This is a genomic window from Streptomyces sp. NPDC026672, from assembly GCF_040638185.1.
Lineage (GTDB): Bacteria > Actinomycetota > Actinomycetes > Streptomycetales > Streptomycetaceae > Streptomyces.
In genome coordinates this window covers 1-16,220 of sequence record NZ_JBEZXS010000002.1, presented here as the reverse complement: position 1 = coordinate 16,220, position 16,220 = coordinate 1, and the positions used below count along the sequence as shown (strand labels likewise).

16 protein-coding genes and 1 tRNA gene are annotated in these 16,220 nt (G+C 71.4%); 10 read left to right on the top strand and 7 right to left on the bottom strand.

The window, feature by feature from the left end:
• Positions 1-24 precede the first annotated feature (24 nt).
• From AB0F77_RS01780 to AB0F77_RS01770, 3 genes are all read left to right on the top strand, one after another.
• On the top strand, positions 25-1,212 hold the full coding sequence (locus AB0F77_RS01780) for a thiolase family protein (protein WP_361939729.1): 1,188 nt from the start codon (positions 25-27) through the stop codon (positions 1,210-1,212).
• A 144-nt stretch (positions 1,213-1,356) separates the two neighbouring features.
• Positions 1,357-2,130: a sulfite exporter TauE/SafE family protein gene (locus AB0F77_RS01775; protein WP_361939726.1), complete on the top strand. Its 774-nt coding sequence runs from the start codon at positions 1,357-1,359 to the stop codon at positions 2,128-2,130.
• Positions 2,131-2,182: 52 nt separating this feature from the next.
• Positions 2,183-2,953 carry a cobalt-precorrin-6A reductase gene (locus AB0F77_RS01770; protein ID WP_361939723.1) on the top strand — a complete coding sequence of 257 codons (771 nt, stop codon included), beginning with the start codon at positions 2,183-2,185 and terminating at the stop codon, positions 2,951-2,953.
• Between the two features lie 48 nt (positions 2,954-3,001).
• On the opposite strand, the gene cobF is transcribed toward AB0F77_RS01770, so the two are convergent.
• Together cobF and AB0F77_RS01760 are read right to left on the bottom strand one after the other, a co-directional pair.
• On the bottom strand, positions 3,002-3,775 hold the full coding sequence (cobF, locus tag AB0F77_RS01765) for a precorrin-6A synthase (deacetylating) (RefSeq protein ID WP_361939720.1): 774 nt from the start codon (positions 3,773-3,775) through the stop codon (positions 3,002-3,004).
• Positions 3,776-3,789: 14 nt separating this feature from the next.
• On the bottom strand, positions 3,790-4,341 hold the full coding sequence (locus AB0F77_RS01760; protein ID WP_361939717.1) for a DUF309 domain-containing protein: 552 nt from the start codon (positions 4,339-4,341) through the stop codon (positions 3,790-3,792).
• 100 nt (positions 4,342-4,441) lie between these two features.
• On the opposite strand from AB0F77_RS01760, the gene AB0F77_RS01755 reads away from it, so the two are divergent.
• Together AB0F77_RS01755 and AB0F77_RS01750 are read left to right on the top strand one after the other, a co-directional pair.
• Positions 4,442-4,515 (top strand) — tRNA-Pro (locus tag AB0F77_RS01755).
• A gap of 148 nt (positions 4,516-4,663) precedes the next feature.
• Positions 4,664-5,362 (top strand): NUDIX domain-containing protein, encoded by a 699-nt coding sequence (locus AB0F77_RS01750; RefSeq protein WP_361939714.1) that lies wholly within the window; start codon positions 4,664-4,666, stop codon positions 5,360-5,362.
• On the opposite strand, the gene AB0F77_RS01745 is transcribed toward AB0F77_RS01750, so the two are convergent.
• The 4 genes from AB0F77_RS01745 to AB0F77_RS01730 all read right to left on the bottom strand — a co-directional run bounded on the left by AB0F77_RS01745 (position 5,328) and on the right by AB0F77_RS01730 (position 9,483).
• Entirely contained in the window at positions 5,328-6,212 is an 885-nt protein-coding gene (locus tag AB0F77_RS01745; RefSeq protein WP_361939711.1) for a carbohydrate ABC transporter permease, read from the bottom strand. The genes AB0F77_RS01750 and AB0F77_RS01745 overlap by 35 nt on opposite strands.
• Positions 6,209-7,189 carry a sugar ABC transporter permease gene (locus tag AB0F77_RS01740; protein ID WP_361939708.1) on the bottom strand — a complete coding sequence of 327 codons (981 nt, stop codon included), beginning with the start codon at positions 7,187-7,189 and terminating at the stop codon, positions 6,209-6,211. The genes AB0F77_RS01745 and AB0F77_RS01740 overlap by 4 nt, the downstream gene beginning before the upstream one ends.
• Before the next feature lie 8 nt (positions 7,190-7,197).
• A complete protein-coding gene (locus AB0F77_RS01735; RefSeq protein ID WP_361939705.1) occupies positions 7,198-8,508 on the bottom strand; it encodes an ABC transporter substrate-binding protein in 1,311 nt (436 codons plus the stop codon).
• A gap of 189 nt (positions 8,509-8,697) precedes the next feature.
• The gene (locus AB0F77_RS01730) at positions 8,698-9,483 is read right to left on the bottom strand and encodes a GntR family transcriptional regulator (RefSeq protein ID WP_361939702.1); all 786 of its coding nucleotides are present in this window, start codon (positions 9,481-9,483) and stop codon (positions 8,698-8,700) included.
• Positions 9,484-9,841: 358 nt separating this feature from the next.
• Between AB0F77_RS01730 and AB0F77_RS01725 the strand changes: the two genes are divergently transcribed.
• From AB0F77_RS01725 to AB0F77_RS01710, 4 genes are all read left to right on the top strand, one after another.
• Positions 9,842-10,861 carry a sugar ABC transporter substrate-binding protein gene (locus AB0F77_RS01725; RefSeq protein ID WP_361939699.1) on the top strand — a complete coding sequence of 340 codons (1,020 nt, stop codon included), beginning with the start codon at positions 9,842-9,844 and terminating at the stop codon, positions 10,859-10,861.
• Entirely contained in the window at positions 10,861-11,937 is a 1,077-nt protein-coding gene (locus tag AB0F77_RS01720; protein ID WP_361939696.1) for an ABC transporter permease, read from the top strand. Before AB0F77_RS01725 ends, AB0F77_RS01720 begins: the two co-directional genes overlap by 1 nt.
• Before the next feature lie 4 nt (positions 11,938-11,941).
• The gene (locus AB0F77_RS01715) at positions 11,942-12,865 is read left to right on the top strand and encodes an ATP-binding cassette domain-containing protein (protein WP_361939693.1); all 924 of its coding nucleotides are present in this window, start codon (positions 11,942-11,944) and stop codon (positions 12,863-12,865) included.
• A 201-nt stretch (positions 12,866-13,066) separates the two neighbouring features.
• Positions 13,067-14,314, top strand: coding sequence for a serine hydrolase domain-containing protein (locus AB0F77_RS01710; protein WP_361939690.1), 1,248 nt, complete (start codon positions 13,067-13,069; stop codon positions 14,312-14,314).
• Between the two features lie 9 nt (positions 14,315-14,323).
• Here AB0F77_RS01710 and AB0F77_RS01705 read toward each other — a convergent pair whose 3' ends face one another.
• A complete protein-coding gene (locus AB0F77_RS01705; protein ID WP_361939687.1) occupies positions 14,324-15,352 on the bottom strand; it encodes an NAD-dependent epimerase/dehydratase family protein in 1,029 nt (342 codons plus the stop codon).
• 149 nt (positions 15,353-15,501) lie between these two features.
• Here AB0F77_RS01705 and AB0F77_RS01700 point away from each other — a divergent pair, with 149 nt between their 5' ends.
• Entirely contained in the window at positions 15,502-16,065 is a 564-nt protein-coding gene (locus AB0F77_RS01700; RefSeq protein WP_361939684.1) for a TetR/AcrR family transcriptional regulator, read from the top strand.
• The last annotated feature ends 155 nt before the right edge of the window (positions 16,066-16,220 follow it).

The window sequence follows — 16,220 nt, the reverse complement described above, 5'->3', positions numbered from 1 at the left end:
TTCAGCGTCGGTCAGGAGTCACCCGTGCGTCCCGTCCACTTCGCGGCCGCCCGCCGCACCCCCATCGGCAAGCTGCGCGGAGCCCTCGCCTCCGTCCGCCCCGACGACCTCGCCGCGACGGTGGTCCGCCGCCTCGTCGCCGACGCCCCCGCCCTCGACCCGGCCCGTGTCGACGACGTCTACTGGGGCGCCGCCAACCAGGCGGGCGAGGACAACCGCAACGTCGCCCGGATGGCCGCGCTGCTCGCCGGCCTGCCGGACAGCGTCCCCGGCGCCACCGTCAACCGGCTGTGCGCCTCCGGCCTCGAAGCCGTCACCACCGCCGCCCGCGCCATCGCCGCGGGCGAGGCCGACGTCGTGATCGCGGGCGGCTCCGAGTCGATGAGCCGCGCCCCCTTCGTCCTGCCCCGGCCCGACGAGGCCCTGCCGCACCGCATCGAGACCGTCGACACCCGCCTCGGCTGGCGCCTGGTCAACCCCGCGATGAAGGAGCTGCACGGCCTGCTCTCCATGGGCGAGACCGCAGAGGAGGTCGCTGAGCGGTACGGCGTCCCGCGCGAGCGCCAGGACGAGTTCGCCCTGCGCAGTCACCGACTGGCCGCCCTCGCCCGCAAGAACGGCCACTTCGACGACGAACTCCTGCCCGTGGAACGCCCCGACGGGGTCGTCGTCGACAGCGACGAATGCGTGCGTGAGGACACCTCGTACGAGAAACTCGCCCGTCTGCGGCCGGTGTTCCGCGACGGCGGCACGGTCACCGCGGGCAACTCCTCCCCGTTGAACGACGGCGCGGCCGGACTGCTGCTCGTCAGCGAGGAGGCGCTGCACGACCTCGGCCTCGAATCCCTGGGCCGCTACGTCGCCGGCGCCTCCGCGGGTGTCCACCCCGACGTCATGGGCATCGGCCCCGTGCCCGCCACCCGCAAGGTGCTCGCACGGGCCGGCTGGGGGATCGGCGACCTCCAGGAGGCCGAGCTGAACGAGGCGTTCGCCGCCCAGGCCCTCGCCTGCGTGGACCAGCTCGGCATCGACCCGGAGCTGGTCAACCCCAGCGGCGGCGCGATCGCCCTCGGCCATCCGCTCGGCTCCTCGGGCGCCCGCATCCTCACCACCCTGCTGCACCGCATGCGCCGCACCGGCGCCGGACGCGGGCTCGCCACGATGTGCGTGGGCGTGGGGCAGGGCAGCGCGGTGCTGGTCGAACGGGACTGACGGGACCGACGGGACGGTACGGGGCGGCACCGAGGGGACGGGCCGAGGGGACGGGGCCGAGACGACCGGGGGAGGCCGGCGGGTGCCGACAGGCGAGACACGCCTTACGCACGGACGATGCGTGGCCCTAGCATCGGTTTCCGCATGAACACGATGACGCTCTGGCACATCACCGGCTGGGAGTTCGCCGCGCTCGCCTTCGCGGCGCTCCTCGTCGGCTTCTCCAAGACGGCGGTCAGCGGGGCCAACACGGTCAGCCTGGCCGTCTTCGCGGCGATCCTGCCCGCCCGCGCCTCCACGGGCGTACTGCTCCCGGTGCTGATCGCGGGCGACGTGCTCGCCGTCCTCACCTACCGGCGGCACGCCCACTGGCCCACGCTGTGGCGGCTGTTCCCCGCGGTCGCCGTCGGCGTGGTGGTCGGCACGCTCTTCCTGGTGTGGGCCGACGACGCCGTCGTACGGACCTCGATCGGGGCGATCCTGCTGCTGATGGCCGCGGTCACCGTGTGGCGACGGCGGCGGGCCGACCGGGAGGACGAGCCGGACGCGGTCACCACGCGGGCCGGGCGGGCCAAGGCGCGGTCGTACGGCGTGCTCGGCGGGTTCACCACGATGGTCGCCAACGCGGGCGGGCCCGTGATGTCGATGTACCTGCTGTCGGCGGGCTTCCGGAAGCTGGGCTTCCTGGGGACGTCGGCCTTCTTCTTCCTCATCGTGAACGTGTCCAAGGTGCCGTTCAGCGCGGGCCTCGGACTCATCGACGGGCGCTCGCTGCTGCTCGACGCCGCACTCGTCGTGTTCGTCGTGCCCGGCGCGGTCATCGGCAAATGGGCTGTGAACCGGATCAACCAGCGGCTGTTCGAGCAACTGGTGATCGCCGCCACCGTCCTGGGCGGCCTCCAGCTCCTGCTGCGCTGACCCCCACCCCGTACCACCACCCCGCACGCCCGCCACCCCGTACGCTCGCCCCATGCCCCCGCACGTCCTGATCCTCGGCGGCACCACCGAGGCCCGCCGCCTCGCCGCCGTGCTCGCCGACCGCCCCGGCGTCCGGGTCACGACCTCGCTCGCCGGGCGGGTCGACCGGCCCGGCGCGCTCGACGGGGACGTGCGGACCGGCGGCTTCGGCGGCGCCGCGGGGCTCGCCGCCTGGCTGCGCGAGCGGGACGTGGCCGCCGTGGTCGACGCCACGCACCCCTTCGCCGCGGCCATCACCGCCCACGCCGCCGACGCCGCCGCCCGCACCGGAGTCCCGCTGGTCGTCCTGCGCCGCCCCGGCTGGCAACCCGGCCCCGGCGACGACTGGCACCCGGTGCCCTCCCTGGCCGCCGCCGCCGAGGCCCTGCCCGGGCTCGGCAGCAGGGCGTTCCTCACCACCGGCCGCCTCGGCCTGTCCGCCTTCGCCCGGTCGGCCGGCACGCACCTCCTCGTGCGGTCCGTGGAACCCCCCGAGCCGCCGCTGCCCCCCGACACCGAAGTCGTCCTCGCCCGCGGCCCGTTCACCCTCGACGGGGAGCTCGACCTGCTGCGCGCCCACCGCATCGACGTCCTGGTCACCAAGGACAGCGGCGGCGAGGCGACGGCCGCCAAACTCACGGCGGCCCGCCGGCTGTCCCTCCCCGTCCTGCTCGTCACCCGCCCGCCCCTGCCCCCCGGCATCAGCGCGCTCCCCGACGTGCCGACGGCACTCGCCCGGCTGGACGACCTCGTCCCGCGGCTCCCCGGCCCCACGGGACCGTGACCCGGCTCCGCCCGACGCCCCCGCCGCGGACACCGGGGTCTCCCGCCGCTACGCCTCCGGGGGCCGGCGGCGCAGGAGGTACGTGTCCATGATCCAGCCCTTCTCCTCGCGGGCCCGCGCACGGAGGCGGTCGATGAGGGGGGCCGTCTCCGCGAGCGGGCCGGAGGCCAGGATCTCGTCCGGGGTGCCCAGGTAGGCGCCCCAGTAGATGTCGAGGTCGTCGTCCGCGTACCGCAGGAACGCCTGGTGGGCGTCGAGCATCACCACCACGTCGTCCACCCCCTCGGGGAACCCCTCGGCCAGCCGCCGCCCCGTGGTGATCTGCACCGGCCGGCCCACCCGGTTCAGCCCCGTGCGGTGCCGAGCCGCCAGCGCCGAGACACTGCTGATCCCCGGCACCACGTCGTACACGAAGTCCACCGCGCCGCGCGCCAGCACCTCCTCCAGGATCGCGAGCGTGCTGTCGTACAGTGCGGGATCGCCCCACACCAGGAAGGCGCCGCTCTCGTCCTCGCCCAGCTCCTCCCGGATCAGCCGCTCGTAGATGCCGGCCCGCGCGCTGCGCCAGTCCCCGACCGCCGGCGAGTACGCCGCCCCGCCCGCCGCCCGGTCCCGCTCCGGGTCCCGCGCCTCGACCAGCCGGTACGACCCCTCCGGCACGTGCGTGTCGAGCATCTCCCGGCGCAGCCGTGTCAGGTCGCCCTTGACCTCGCCCTTGTCGAGCAGGAAGAACACGTCCGTGCTCCGCAGCGCCCGGACCGCCTGGAGGGTGAGCTGGTCGGGGTCGCCCGCGCCGATACCGATGACATGAATCCTTCGCACGCCCCGAGTCTGCCTCATCGCCCCGTCGGGCCCCACGGCGCCCGTGGACGTCCCCGCAGGCGGGGCGCCGCCTCCCGGGCGTCCACCCGCTCGCCCCGCGCCACCGCGCCCGCCAGGTCCCGCGCCCACGCCGCGAGCCCGGCCACGTCCAGCCCGTGGGGGCGCGGCTCACCGGCGTCCGCCGCCCACTCCTCGACACCGCCCGCCCCGCGCCGCAGCAGCCGCGCCCCGCCGGTCGTGTTGCCGCGCGCCGCGTGCGTCAGCCCCACGGCCAGCTGCGCGAGGGCCCGCCACAGCGCCCGCTCGCCGTCAGGGCCGGACTTCCAGGCGTCCTCGAACACCTCGTGCGCGTGGAACGGCTTCCCGGCGTCCAGCAGCGCCTGCGCCTCCACGACCGTCTCCCCGGGGGCGCGGACCACGCCCTCGGGCTGTCGCGCCACGCCCTCGGCGCCGTACGGCAGCGGTCGCCCGAGCCCGTCCCTGGGGCGGGCGTTGCGCGCCCGGCCCGCGTCGTCCCGGTCCCGTCCGGCGCTCGGCCGGCCGGCGGAGGTGCCACTCGTTCCCATACGGCCGATTGTCCCCCGCAGACGTCCCTTTCGGCGTGGCCCGCCCCGTGGGGTAAAGTGCTGTGCGTGCGATCACGCGGGTCACCGTGGGTGAGCGCACCGGGACGTGGCGCAGCTTGGTAGCGCACTTGACTGGGGGTCAAGGGGTCGCAGGTTCAAATCCTGTCGTCCCGACCGGCTTCTTCGCAGGTCGGCGGCCGTCTTCTCCGCTTGGGGAAGGCGGCTTTCGTCGTTCTCGTGCCGTTCGTCCCCGGTAACCGCAGGAGGGTAGGGAGGTCGCCATGACCACCTCGTACGACACCAGCCGCACGGCGGACGTCCGATGACCGCCGGGATCGACACCCCGGACGCCCGGGGCCGCACCGGGCTCGACCGGACCGGACTCGACCTGGACCGCAACCCCCGGGTCAAGGTCCGCGACGTCGCCCTCCTGTCCAGCCACTGGTACGTGGAGCGCGCCACCACCTACGACCTCAGGCGGACCGACGGCACGTGGAGCACCCAGACCCGCGAGACGCACGACCGGGGCAACGGCGCCACCCTGCTGCTGTACGACACCGAGCGGGAAACCGTGCTGCTCACCCGGCAGTTCCGCTTCCCCGTCTATGTCAACGGCCACCCCGACGGCATGCTCGTCGAGACGCCCGGCGGGGTGCTCGACGACGAGGACGAGCACCCCGAGGTCGCCGTGCGGCGCGAGGCGGTGGAGGAGACCGGGCACACCGTCGGCGACGTCCGGCACGTCTTCGACGTCTACATGAGTCCGGGCTCCGTCACCGAACGCGTCAGCTTCTACGCCGCCGCCTACGGCACCGCCACCCGCACCCACGAGGGCGGCGGGCTCGACGAGGAGGGCGAGGACATCGAGATCCTCGAACTGCCCTTCCGCCGGGCCCTGGAGATGATCCGCACCGGCGAGATCGCCGACGCCAAGACCATCATGCTGCTCCAGTGGGCCGCCCTGGACGGCCCGTTCGCCCCGCGCGTCACCCCTTGTTCGACCCCAGGGTCAGACCGTTGACGAACTGACGCTGGAGCAGGAAGTACACGATCAGCGTCGGGATCGCGGTGAGCAGCGCGCCCGCCGCGACCAGGTTGGGATCGGTGAAGTACTGCCCGGAGAGGTTGTTCAGGGCGGAGGTGATCGGCATGTTCTCGCCGGTGGAGATCAGCACGATCGCCCAGAAGAAGTCGTTGTAGATCCAGATGGACAGCAGCGTCGCCAGCGCCGCCATCGCGGGCTTGCACAGCGGCAGCGTGATCTGCCAGTACAGCCGCCACACCGAGGCCCCGTCCACCAGCGCGGCCTCGGTCAGCTCCTGCGGCAGCGAGCGCATGTAGTTGCTGAGCACGAACGCGCAGAACCCGGACTGGAACGCCACGTGGATGAGGACGAGGCCGAGCGCGGAGTCGTACAGCTTCCCGCTGGCCGTGACCCCCGGCAGGTCGACCAGCAGGTACAGCCGGTACAGCGGGGTGATGATCACCTGCTGCGGCAGCAGGTTGCCCGCCGTGAACACCAGCAGCAGCGAGAGGTTGATCCGGAAGTCGAAGCGGCTGACGTAGAAGGCGACGCAGGAGGACAGGAACAGCGTCAGCAGCACGGCCGGCACGGCGATCAGCAGCGTGTTGCCGAAGTAGTGCAGCATGTCCGACTGCCGGAACGCGTCGGTGAAGTTGTCCAGGCTCAGTCTGCTCGGCCAGGACACATAGCCCTTGTCGCTGGTCTCGCCGTACGGGCGCAGCGCCGCGTAGACCGCCCACAGCAGGGGGCCGAGCCAGGCGAGGGCCGTGACCGCCAGGAAGACGTGCAGCAGGACGCGGGCCGGGCGCACGGGGGCGCGCCGCCGGGGTGCCACGGCGGTGGTCATGTGCGCCGCTCCTTCCGGAAGGTGGCCACCAGATACGGGATGATCACCGCGAGGGAGATCACCAGCAGGACGACGGCGATCGCCGACCCGTAACCGATGCGGCTGGACTCGCCGATGATGTTGTTGGTCACCAGGATCGACAGCAACTCCGTGCCCTGGGCGCCCTTGTTGAAGACGAAGACCAGGTCGAAGGCGCGCAGTGCCTCGATGACGGTGACGACCAGGACGATGGTGTTGGTCGGTCGCAGCGTCGGGAAGACGACGTGCCGGAACGTCCGCCACTCGTCGGCGCCGTCGAGCGCGGCGGCCTCGCGCAGCGTCGGGTCGACGCTCTTCAGGCCGGCCAGGTAGAGGATCATCATGTAGCCGGTGTGCCGCCAGGACGCGGCGACCAGGATGGCCCACAGATTGAGGTCGGGGTCGCCGATCCAGTCGATGTAGTGACCGGGTCTGTTGGCCCCGACGACGCTGTTGATCAGGCCGGTGTCGGGGTTGTAGATCAGCTGCCAGACGAAGCCGATCACCGCGAGGGACATCACCACCGGCAGGAAGAACGCCGTCTGGTAGACCCGGCTGAACCGGATGCGCTTGTCCAGCTGGGTGGCGAGGAACAGGCCGAACGGCGTGGGGATCAGGATGAGCACGACGAACCAGATGACGTTGTGCTGGACGGCGGGCCAGAACTGCGGGTTGCTGGTGAACAGTTGGCGGAAGTTCTCCAGGCCCACCCAGCGGATCGAGCCGAAGCCGATGCCGTCCCAGGTGGTGAAGGCGAGCGCGATCGAGGCGAGCGCGGTGACCCAGACGAGGAGCACGTGCAGCAGGGTCGGCACGCCCGCCATCAGGGCGAGCGTGATCCGGTCGCGGCGGGTGAGCAGGCTGTGCCCGCCGGCCGTGGGCCGCCGGTCGTGGGACGGGGAGCCCGCGGGCGGCGCGGCGTCCGCCTCCGGGCCCGTCGTGGTCGTGTCGGTGGTCATCGCGCGGCTCACGAGGACGCGAAGATGGTCTTCTTCTGGCGTTCTATGGAGGTGAGTTGGCCGTCGATGCCCTTGGGATCACGGACGAACTTCTGGAGCGCCGGCTGCATCACGGTGGCGGTGAAGTCGGGCCTGCTGTCGCGGTCCATGAACTGGGTGAGGCTCTTGGCGCCGCTGATCATCGTGTACGCCTTCTTCTGGAGCGCGGTGTACGAGGACGTGTCGGCCCTGCTGGAGGCGGCGACCACGCTGGAGTCGGCCTTGAGGTAGACCGCCTCCGCCTCCGGGGTGCCGAGGTACTGCAGGAGCTTGACCGAACCGGCGTGGTTCTTCGGGGACTTGCTCAGCATGAACCCGTCGGTGGGGGCCTCCACGGTGTCCTGTCCGTGGGCGGGGTCGATCTCCGGGAAGGCGAAGAAGTCCAGGTCGTCCAGGTCCGCCTCGTCCGTGAACTGCTGGGCCACGAAGGAGCCGAGCAGATACATGCCGGCCTTCTTGGCCACCAGCGACTGCGCGGCGTCCTGCCAGGTGCGGCCGACGGCGCCCTCCTGGTGGTAGGGCAGGATCTCGGTCCAGTGGTCGAAGACGGCCTTGACCTTGGGGTCGGTCCAGGACGCCTTGCCGGCCATCAGGTCGACGTGGAAGTCGTAGCCGTTGAGGCGGAAGTTGATCTGGTCGAAGGTGCCCATGGCGGGCCAGGCGTCCTTGTCGCCGAAGGCGATCGGCACCAGTCCGTCCGACTTCATCCGCTTGCACAGGGCCACCAACTCGTCCCAGGTGGCCGGGATCCGATAACCGCGCTCCTGGAAGAGGCTCTTGCGGTAGAAGACGGCCCACGGATACGTGTAGAGCGGCACGAAGTAGTACTTGCCGTCCTCGCCCTTGCTGAGCCGCTTCATCGCGTCCGGGAAGCCGTCCCCGATCTTCTGCCACACGTCGTCGATGGGGGTGGCCAGCTTCTTCGCCGCGAAGAACTGCATGCGGTAGCCGGCGAACCAGGTGAACACGTCGTCCGGCGTGCCCTGGAGGTAGGAGTTGATCTGCTCCTGGAAGGTGTTGTGGTCCTTCGTGTTCACGTCGACCGTGATGCCGGACTGCTTGGTGAAGGCCGCGTAGATCTCCGCGAACGCAGTCTTCGGCACGGCGTCCGAGGCGTTGGAGCCCAGGGAGACCGTCTTCGGGTCGGACGAGCCGCCGCTGCAGGCGCTCAGCAGGGGGACGCCGGCACCGGCGAGGAGGGCCGTGCCGAGCGCACCGCGCAGCAGGGAGCGGCGGCCGGGAGCCGGGACGGAGAGACCGGAGGGGGACAACAGGCGCATGGCGGGCTCCTGAAGGCAGGGTTCGGCCAAGGCGGGAGTGGCTCCCGAAAGGCCGTCGAAACCGATCAGAAACCAACTCGACCGAACAGCGTGGGCGTTATCACAGCCCCATGCCCGCGCAGCGTCAATAGCTCCCGTCGCTGTCTTGCCCGAAACGTGACCGGCTCGATCACCGGTCCTCCGGTCCGGTCAGGGCCTGACCAGGAGTTGGAAGTCGAAGGCGTACCGCGATGCCCGGTAGACGTGGGCGCCGTGTTCGACCGGCCGGCCCGTGTCGTCGTACGCCGTGCGCTGCATGGTCAGCAGCGCGGCGCCCTCCTTCTCGTCGAGCCGGGCCGCCTCCTCGGCGGTGGCCGAGCGGGCGCCGACGGTCTGCCGGGCGCTGTGCAGGGTGATCCCGGCGGAGCGCATCGTCCGGTAGAGACCGGTCGACTCCAGCCGCCCGGTGTCCAGGTGGGCGAGGGCCGGGGGCAGGTGGTTGCGGAGGAACGCGACCGGCTGGCCGTGCGTGTAGCGCAGCCGCTCCAGGACCGTGACCTCACTGCCCTCCGGGACGCCGAGCGCGGCGGCGACGTCCGCGCAGGCCGGCACCGTCTCGTTGCGCAGCACCCGGGTGCTCGGACCCTGTCCCGCCGCTTCCAGGTCGTCGTAGAGGCTGCTGAGTTCCAGGGGGCGCTTGACCTGGCTGTGCACGACCTGGGTGCCGACGCCGCGCCTGCGCACCAGGAGTCCCTTGTCGACGAGGGACTGGATGGCCTGGCGGACCGTGGGCCGGGACAGGCCGAGCCGCACGGACAGGTCGATCTCGTTGCCCAGCAGGTTCCCGGGGGCCAGGGCGCCGTGTTCGATGGCGGCCTCCAGCTGCCGGGCGAGCTGGTAGTAGAGCGGAACCGGGCTGGTGCGGTCCAGGGTGAAGTCCAGGGATTCGAGTGCCGAGACGGTCACAGGACGGGAGAAGTCGCCGGTTCTCGCCACCGGGAACCTCCTTCCAGAGCGCGGGCCTTGCGGGGCGGGGGAGTGGGCCTCACTCGGACTTGTTCGAACGGTGCGATATACAGGGGGCCTTGGAGATCGACAGACCGCTCGGTACGGGCCGGTCCGACGACCCCTCCAGGTGTAGATCCAAGGTGGCGAGCATGTCAAGAGTTTGTACTTACATTCTGACCTGATTGTGAAATGATGTCTTAACAAAATATTGACAGCAGGCGTGTCAGGGGCTTGGATCGCGTCCCAGCACACCGCACACCGCACAAGGCCCCGGGTCTCCCGGCCCGGGTGCCCGATCCCCGCGATCTTCTCCCTCTCCCCCGCAGCACAGTGAGGTGCCGGAAAGATGGACCGCTCTTCGCACGTCAGCTCCCGCAGACTGGCCTCCGTCCTGGCCGTCGTCGCCGCGGCGGCCCTGACCCTCGCCGGCTGCTCGAGCGGCTCCGGCGGCAAGAAGGCCGACGAGGGCGGGACCGACGCCTCCGCCGGCAAGGCGAGCACCCCCCGTATGACGGTCGCGCTGGTCACGCACCAGGCCCCGGGCGACACCTTCTGGGACATCGTCCGCAAGGGTGCCGAGGCCGCCGCGGCCAAGGACAACATCAAGCTCGTCTACTCCGCCGACCCGAACGCGGGCAACCAGGCCAACCTGGTGCAGAACGCGATCGACCAGAAGGTCGACGGCATCGCGATCACGCTCGCCAAGCCGGACGCCATGAAGGACGTCGTCAGCAAGGCGACCGCCGCGAAGATCCCCGTGGTCGGCCTCAACTCCGGTGTCAGCGACTGGAAGAAGCTCGGCCTCATGGAGTTCTTCGGCCAGGACGAGACCGTGGCCGGCGAGGCGCTCGGCAAGAAGCTGAACGAGGTCGGCTCCAAGAAGGCCGTCTGCGTCATCCAGGAGCAGGGCAACATCGGCCTGACCCAGCGCTGCGACGGGGTGAAGAAGACCTTCTCCGGCTCCGTCGAGACGCTGTACGTGAACGGCACCGACATGCCGTCCGTGAAGTCGACGATCACCGCCAAGCTCAAGCAGGACAGCGGTATCGACCACGTCGTCGCCCTCGGCGCCCCCTTCGCCCTCACCGCCGTCCAGTCGGTGGACGACGCCGGCAGCAAGGCGAAGATCGCCACCTTCGACCTGAACAAGGACCTCACGGGCGCGATCTCCAAGGGCACCATCGAGTTCGCCGTGGACCAGCAGCCGTACCTCCAGGGCTACCTGGCGGTCGACTCCCTGTGGCTCTACAAGAACAACGGCAACTACAGCGGCGGCGGCGAGCAGCCGGTGCTGACCGGACCGGCGTTCGTGGACAAGTCCAACGTCGACCAGGTCGCGCAGTTCGCCGCGAAGGGCACCCGGTGATGAGCATGTCCCAGCAGACGGAGCCGGCGGTGGGGACACCGCCGGCCCCCGGCCCCAAGGAGACCGACGGCCGAACAGCCGAGCGCCCCCTGGTGCTGCGGCTGCTGGCCCGCCCCGAAGTGGGCGTCTTCCTCGGAGCCGTGGCCGTGTTCGTGTTCTTCCTGATCGCGGCCCCCGCGGTCCGCCAGGGCAGCTCCATGGCCACGGTGCTCTACCAGTCGTCGACCATCGGCATCATGGCCCTGCCGGTCGCCCTGCTGATGATCGGCGGCGAGTTCGACCTCTCCTCCGGCGTCGCCGTGATCAGCTCGGCGCTCACCGCGAGCATGCTCAGCTACCAGCTGACGATGAACGTGTGGGTCGGCGTGGTCGTCGCGCTGATCGTGTCCCTCGCGATCGGCGCCTTCAACGGCTGGATGGTCGTCAGGACCGGACTGCCCAGCTTCCTGGTCACCCTGGGCACCTTCCTGATCCTCCAGGGCGTCAACCTGGCCGTCACCAAGATGATCACCGGCAACGTCGCCACCGACGACATCAGCGACATGGACGGCTTCGACCAGGCCAAGGCGCTCTTCGCCTCGTCGTTCGACGTCGGCGGCGTCCAGGTGAAGATCACCGTCGTGTGGTGGCTGGTCTTCGCGGCCGTCGCCACCTGGGTCCTGCTGCGCACCAAGTACGGCAACTGGATCTTCGCCGTCGGCGGCAACAAGGACAGCGCCCGCGCCGTCGGCGTCCCGGTGGACTTCACCAAGATCACCCTGTTCATGGCCGTCGGCTTCGGCGCCTGGTTCGTCGGCATGCACCAGCTGTTCTCCTTCAACACCGTCCAGTCCGGCGAGGGCGTCGGCCAGGAGCTGATCTACATCGCGGCGGCGGTCATCGGCGGCTGTCTGCTCACCGGCGGCTACGGCTCCGCGATCGGCCCGGTCTTCGGCGCGTTCATGTTCGGCATGGTGAACCAGGGCATCGTCTACGCGGGCTGGAACCCCGACTGGTTCAAGGCGTTCCTCGGCGTGATGCTGCTCGGCGCCGTCCTGATCAATCTGTGGGTCCAGCGCACGGCGACCCGGAGGTGACCCGATGACAGACAACACGACCGGAACCCACGGGGCCGTCCTCCCCGACACCGACACCGACACCGAGTCCGGCACGGACGCCCCGATCGTCGAACTGCGCGGCGCCGGCAAGTCCTACGGCAACATCCGCGCCCTGCACGGCGTGGACCTGACGGTCCGCCCGAGCCGGGTGACCTGTGTGCTCGGCGACAACGGCGCCGGCAAGTCCACCCTCATCAAGATCGTCTCGGGCCTGCACCAGCACACCGAGGGCGACTTCCTCGTGGACGGCGAGCCGGTGCGCTTCAGCACCCCGCGCGAGGCCCTGGACAAGGGCATCGCCACCGTCTACCAGGACCTCGCCACCGTGCCCCTGATGCCGGTGTGGCGGAACTTCTTCCTCGGCTCCGAGATGACCAAGGGCCCCTGGCCACTGCGCCGGCTCGACATCGCCCGGATGAAGGAGACCGCCGACCGCGAACTGCGCGCCATGGGCATCGTCCTGGACGACCTGGAGCAGCCGATCGGCACGCTCTCCGGCGGCCAGCGCCAGTGCGTGGCCATCGCCCGCGCCGTCTACTTCGGCGCCCGCGTCCTCATCCTGGACGAGCCGACCGCCGCGCTCGGCGTCAAGCAGTCCGGAGTGGTGCTGAAGTACATCGCCGCCGCCCGCGACCGCGGCCTCGGCGTCATCTTCATCACCCACAACCCGCACCACGCCTTCATGGTCGGCGACCACTTCAGCGTGCTGCGCCTCGGCACCCTCGAACTCAGCGCCCCCCGCACCGGGATCACCCTGGAGGAGCTGACCAACCACATGGCAGGCGGCGCCGAACTGGCCGCGCTCAAGCACGAGTTGTCGCAGGTGCGGGGCGTGGACACGGAGGAACTGCCCGAGGCCGCGGACCTCACCGCACCGGTGGCGCCGTCGCCCGAGGAGAAGTCCTGACCCCGGGCGGGCCCCGGCCCGTGTGACCCGACCGGCGCACGGACGCCGTGACACAGGAGTGCCCGCGGGGCGCCGTCCTCCGACAGGCGGCGCCGCGCGGGCACTCCTATGCTGGGGAGACCTGGGCCGTCCGGCCGCCGGGCTGCGCCCGCCACGACGTCCGCGGGTCCCTGGGCCGTGTCCTCACAGGGGAGTGGACCCATGTCGCACGCGTCAACACGGTTGCGCAGGGGGCTGGTCGCCGTCACCGCGGCGGGGCTGCTGGCGGTGCCGGCCACGGGCGGGGCCGCGGCACCCGCGCCCCCGGACCCGTCCGTCGCCGCCGGACAGCCGTCGCCCTCGCCCTCCGCCTCCGCGGACGCCGTCCGCGACCTCACGCCCGCCGTGCGCGGCCAACTCGACGACGCCGTACGGCGCGTGATGCGCGAGGCGGGCATCCCCGGGGTCACCGTCGGCATCTGGAAGCCGGGCGAGCGGTACGTGAAGTCCTTCGGTGTCGCCGACCGCACCACCCGGCGGGCGATGACCCCCGACCTCTACATGCGCATCGGCAGCGAGACCAAGACGTTCACCGTCACCGCGCTGCTGGAACTGGTCGACAAGGGCGAGGTCGGCCTCGACGACCCGATCGGGAAGTACGTCGACGGCGTGCCGGGCGGCGACGAAATCACCCTGCGCGACCTGGCCGGCATGCGCAGCGGGCTGTTCAACTACTCCGAGGACGACGGCTTCTTCAAGGCGCTGACCTCCGACCCGCAGCGTCCGTTCACCCCGCGGCAACTGCTCGGCTACGCGTTCGAGCACCCCGTGCTGTTCCCGCCGGGCGAGAAGTTCGACTACAGCAACACCAACCTGATCCTGCTCGGCCTGGTCGTCGAACAGGTCGGCGGACAGCCGCTCGGGGAGTACATCCGGCGCCAGGTCCTGGACCCGGTGGGCCTCAAGCGCACGCTGTTCCCGACCGGCAACGAGTTCCCGGCCCCGCACGCGCAGGGCTACACCGACCAGACCGCCACCGGGCAGGTCGAGAACGCGACCGACTGGAACCCGTCCTGGGGGTGGGCGGCCGGCGCGATGATCTCCGACCTGGACGACCTGCGGGTGTGGGCGCGCACGGTGGCCACCGGCCGGCTGCCCGACGGCACCGCCCTGATCAGCCCCGCCACCCAGAAGCAGCGGCTGACCACACCGCCGACGACCATTCCGGGCGCGGGCTACGGCCTCGGCATCTTCGACGTGCAGGGCTGGATCGGGCACAACGGGTCCCTGCCCGGCTACGAGTCGCTGACCGTCTACCTCCCGGCCGCCGAGACCACCCTCGTCGTCCTGCTCAACACCGACATCTCCCACCGGGGAGCCGAGCCGAGCACGGTGCTCGGCGAGGCCATCACGAAGATCGTCTCCCCGGCCCACGTCTACGACCTGCCCGCGCAGCCGGCCGGGCGGTGAGCGGCGCGGTCAGCGGGCGGCCGGGTCGACGGCGCCGTGCGCCAGCAGGCTCTCCGCGCAGTCCAGCACCGCCTCGCGGGCCGGGCGGGGACGCCAGCCGAGCAGCCGTTCGGCCTTCTCGGTGCTGTGCCGGTTGCGGCGGCCGAGGGCCGGGGTGATCTCGCGCAGGGAGGGGTCGCGCAGCCGCGCCATGAGCCGGACGACGACGTCGGGGATCTGCCGGGTGGGCACCAGGTGCCCCCGCTCGTCCAGGCCCTCGCGCAGGATGCGGGCCATGTCCGCCATCCACAGGAACTCGCCCGTGGCGAGGAAGCGTTCGCCCGCGGCGGCGGGCGCGGTCATCGCCCGGATGTGCGCGTCCACCAGGTCGCGGACGTCCACGACCTCCAGACCGATGCGCGGCACACCGGGCATCGCGCCCATGAGCATCCGGGCGACGATGCCGACCGAGCCGCTGGTGCCGGCGTCGAGCACGGGCCCGAAGACGGCGCCGGGCAGCACGGTGGTCAGCTCGGTCGGGCCGTCCTGCGCGGTCATGTAGTCCCAGGCCGCCCGCTCCGCGAGCGTCTTCGAGCGGCGGTAGGGGATCAGGGTCGGGTCGTCCGGGTCGGTCCACAGCGTCTCGTCGGTGACGCCCTCGGTGGCGTACGACGACGGGCTCGCGGCGTTCGCGGCCGACGTCATCACCACACGCCGCACCCCGGCGGCGGTCGCCGCCCGCAGCACCCGCAGCGTGCCGTCGCGAGCCGGACCGACCAGGTCGGCCTCGGAGTTCGCGCCCAGCGGCGAGGCGACGTGCAGGACGCGGTCGACGCCCTGGAGCGCCGCGTCCCAGCCGTCGTCGGAGGTGAGGTCGGCGACGGCGAAGTCCAGCCGTCCGGCCGGGTCGACGACGGTCGAGACGGCGTCGGTGACGGCTTGCGCACGGCTCGCGGAGCGGACCGTCGTGCGTACGCGGTAACCGCGTCGCAGGAGTTCGGCGACGCTCCAGCCGCCGATGTAGCCGGTGCCGCCGGTGACCAGCACGAGTTCGGACATGACTGTCCTCCAGGGGTGGGGCACGGTGTGCCAGAATAGGAGAAGCGGAGTCCCCTCCGTTATGACCCCAACGTACCGGAGGGCCCTCCGGTTGGCAATTCGAGCCGCCGGGTCCAGGCGGCCCGGCACCCGGAGGACGGCCGACACCCGTGACACACCCCACGAAGCCGACCCGGAAGGACGCCCGCGACAACCGGGAGCGCATCCTCGCCGTGGCCCACGACGAGCTCGCCGCCTCGCCCACCGCCTCCCTCACCGGGATCGCGAGGAAGGCGGGCGTCGGCATCGGCACGCTCTACCGGCACTTCCCCACCCGCGAGGCGCTCGTCCTGGAGCTCTACCGCACCGATCTCCAGTACCTCATCGACCGCGCGCCCGCCCTGCTGCGCGAGCACCCGCCGCTGGACGCCCTGCGCCACTGGTTCGACGAGATCGCCCACTACGGACGCCTCAAGTTCGGTGTCGCGGAGATCATCCACGCGGCCACCGGGCAGGCCGGCGAGGACCCCCTGTACGCGCCCTTCGTCGGCGCCATCACCACGCTGCTGGAGGCGGGGGCCGCCGACGGCTCCCTGAAGACGGGCCTCGACCCCGAGGACGTGCTGCTCCAGCTCAGCGTCCTGTGGCGGATCGACCCGGCCCACGACGGCGAGGCGCGGGCGGCCCGCATCCTCGAACTGATCGTGGACGGCCTGAGGGCCGTACCGCGATGACGAACGGGGCGGGCCGCAGTGGCCCGCCCCGCCGTGTACCACCCCGATCCGCCGTTCAGACCTAGGGCGTGTTTCGAAAGTCCCGCCTGGCCCGCGACGCCTGGCACGCACACTCGCTGCGTTGTCGGAACGCCCGAGTACATCCAGTACGAGGG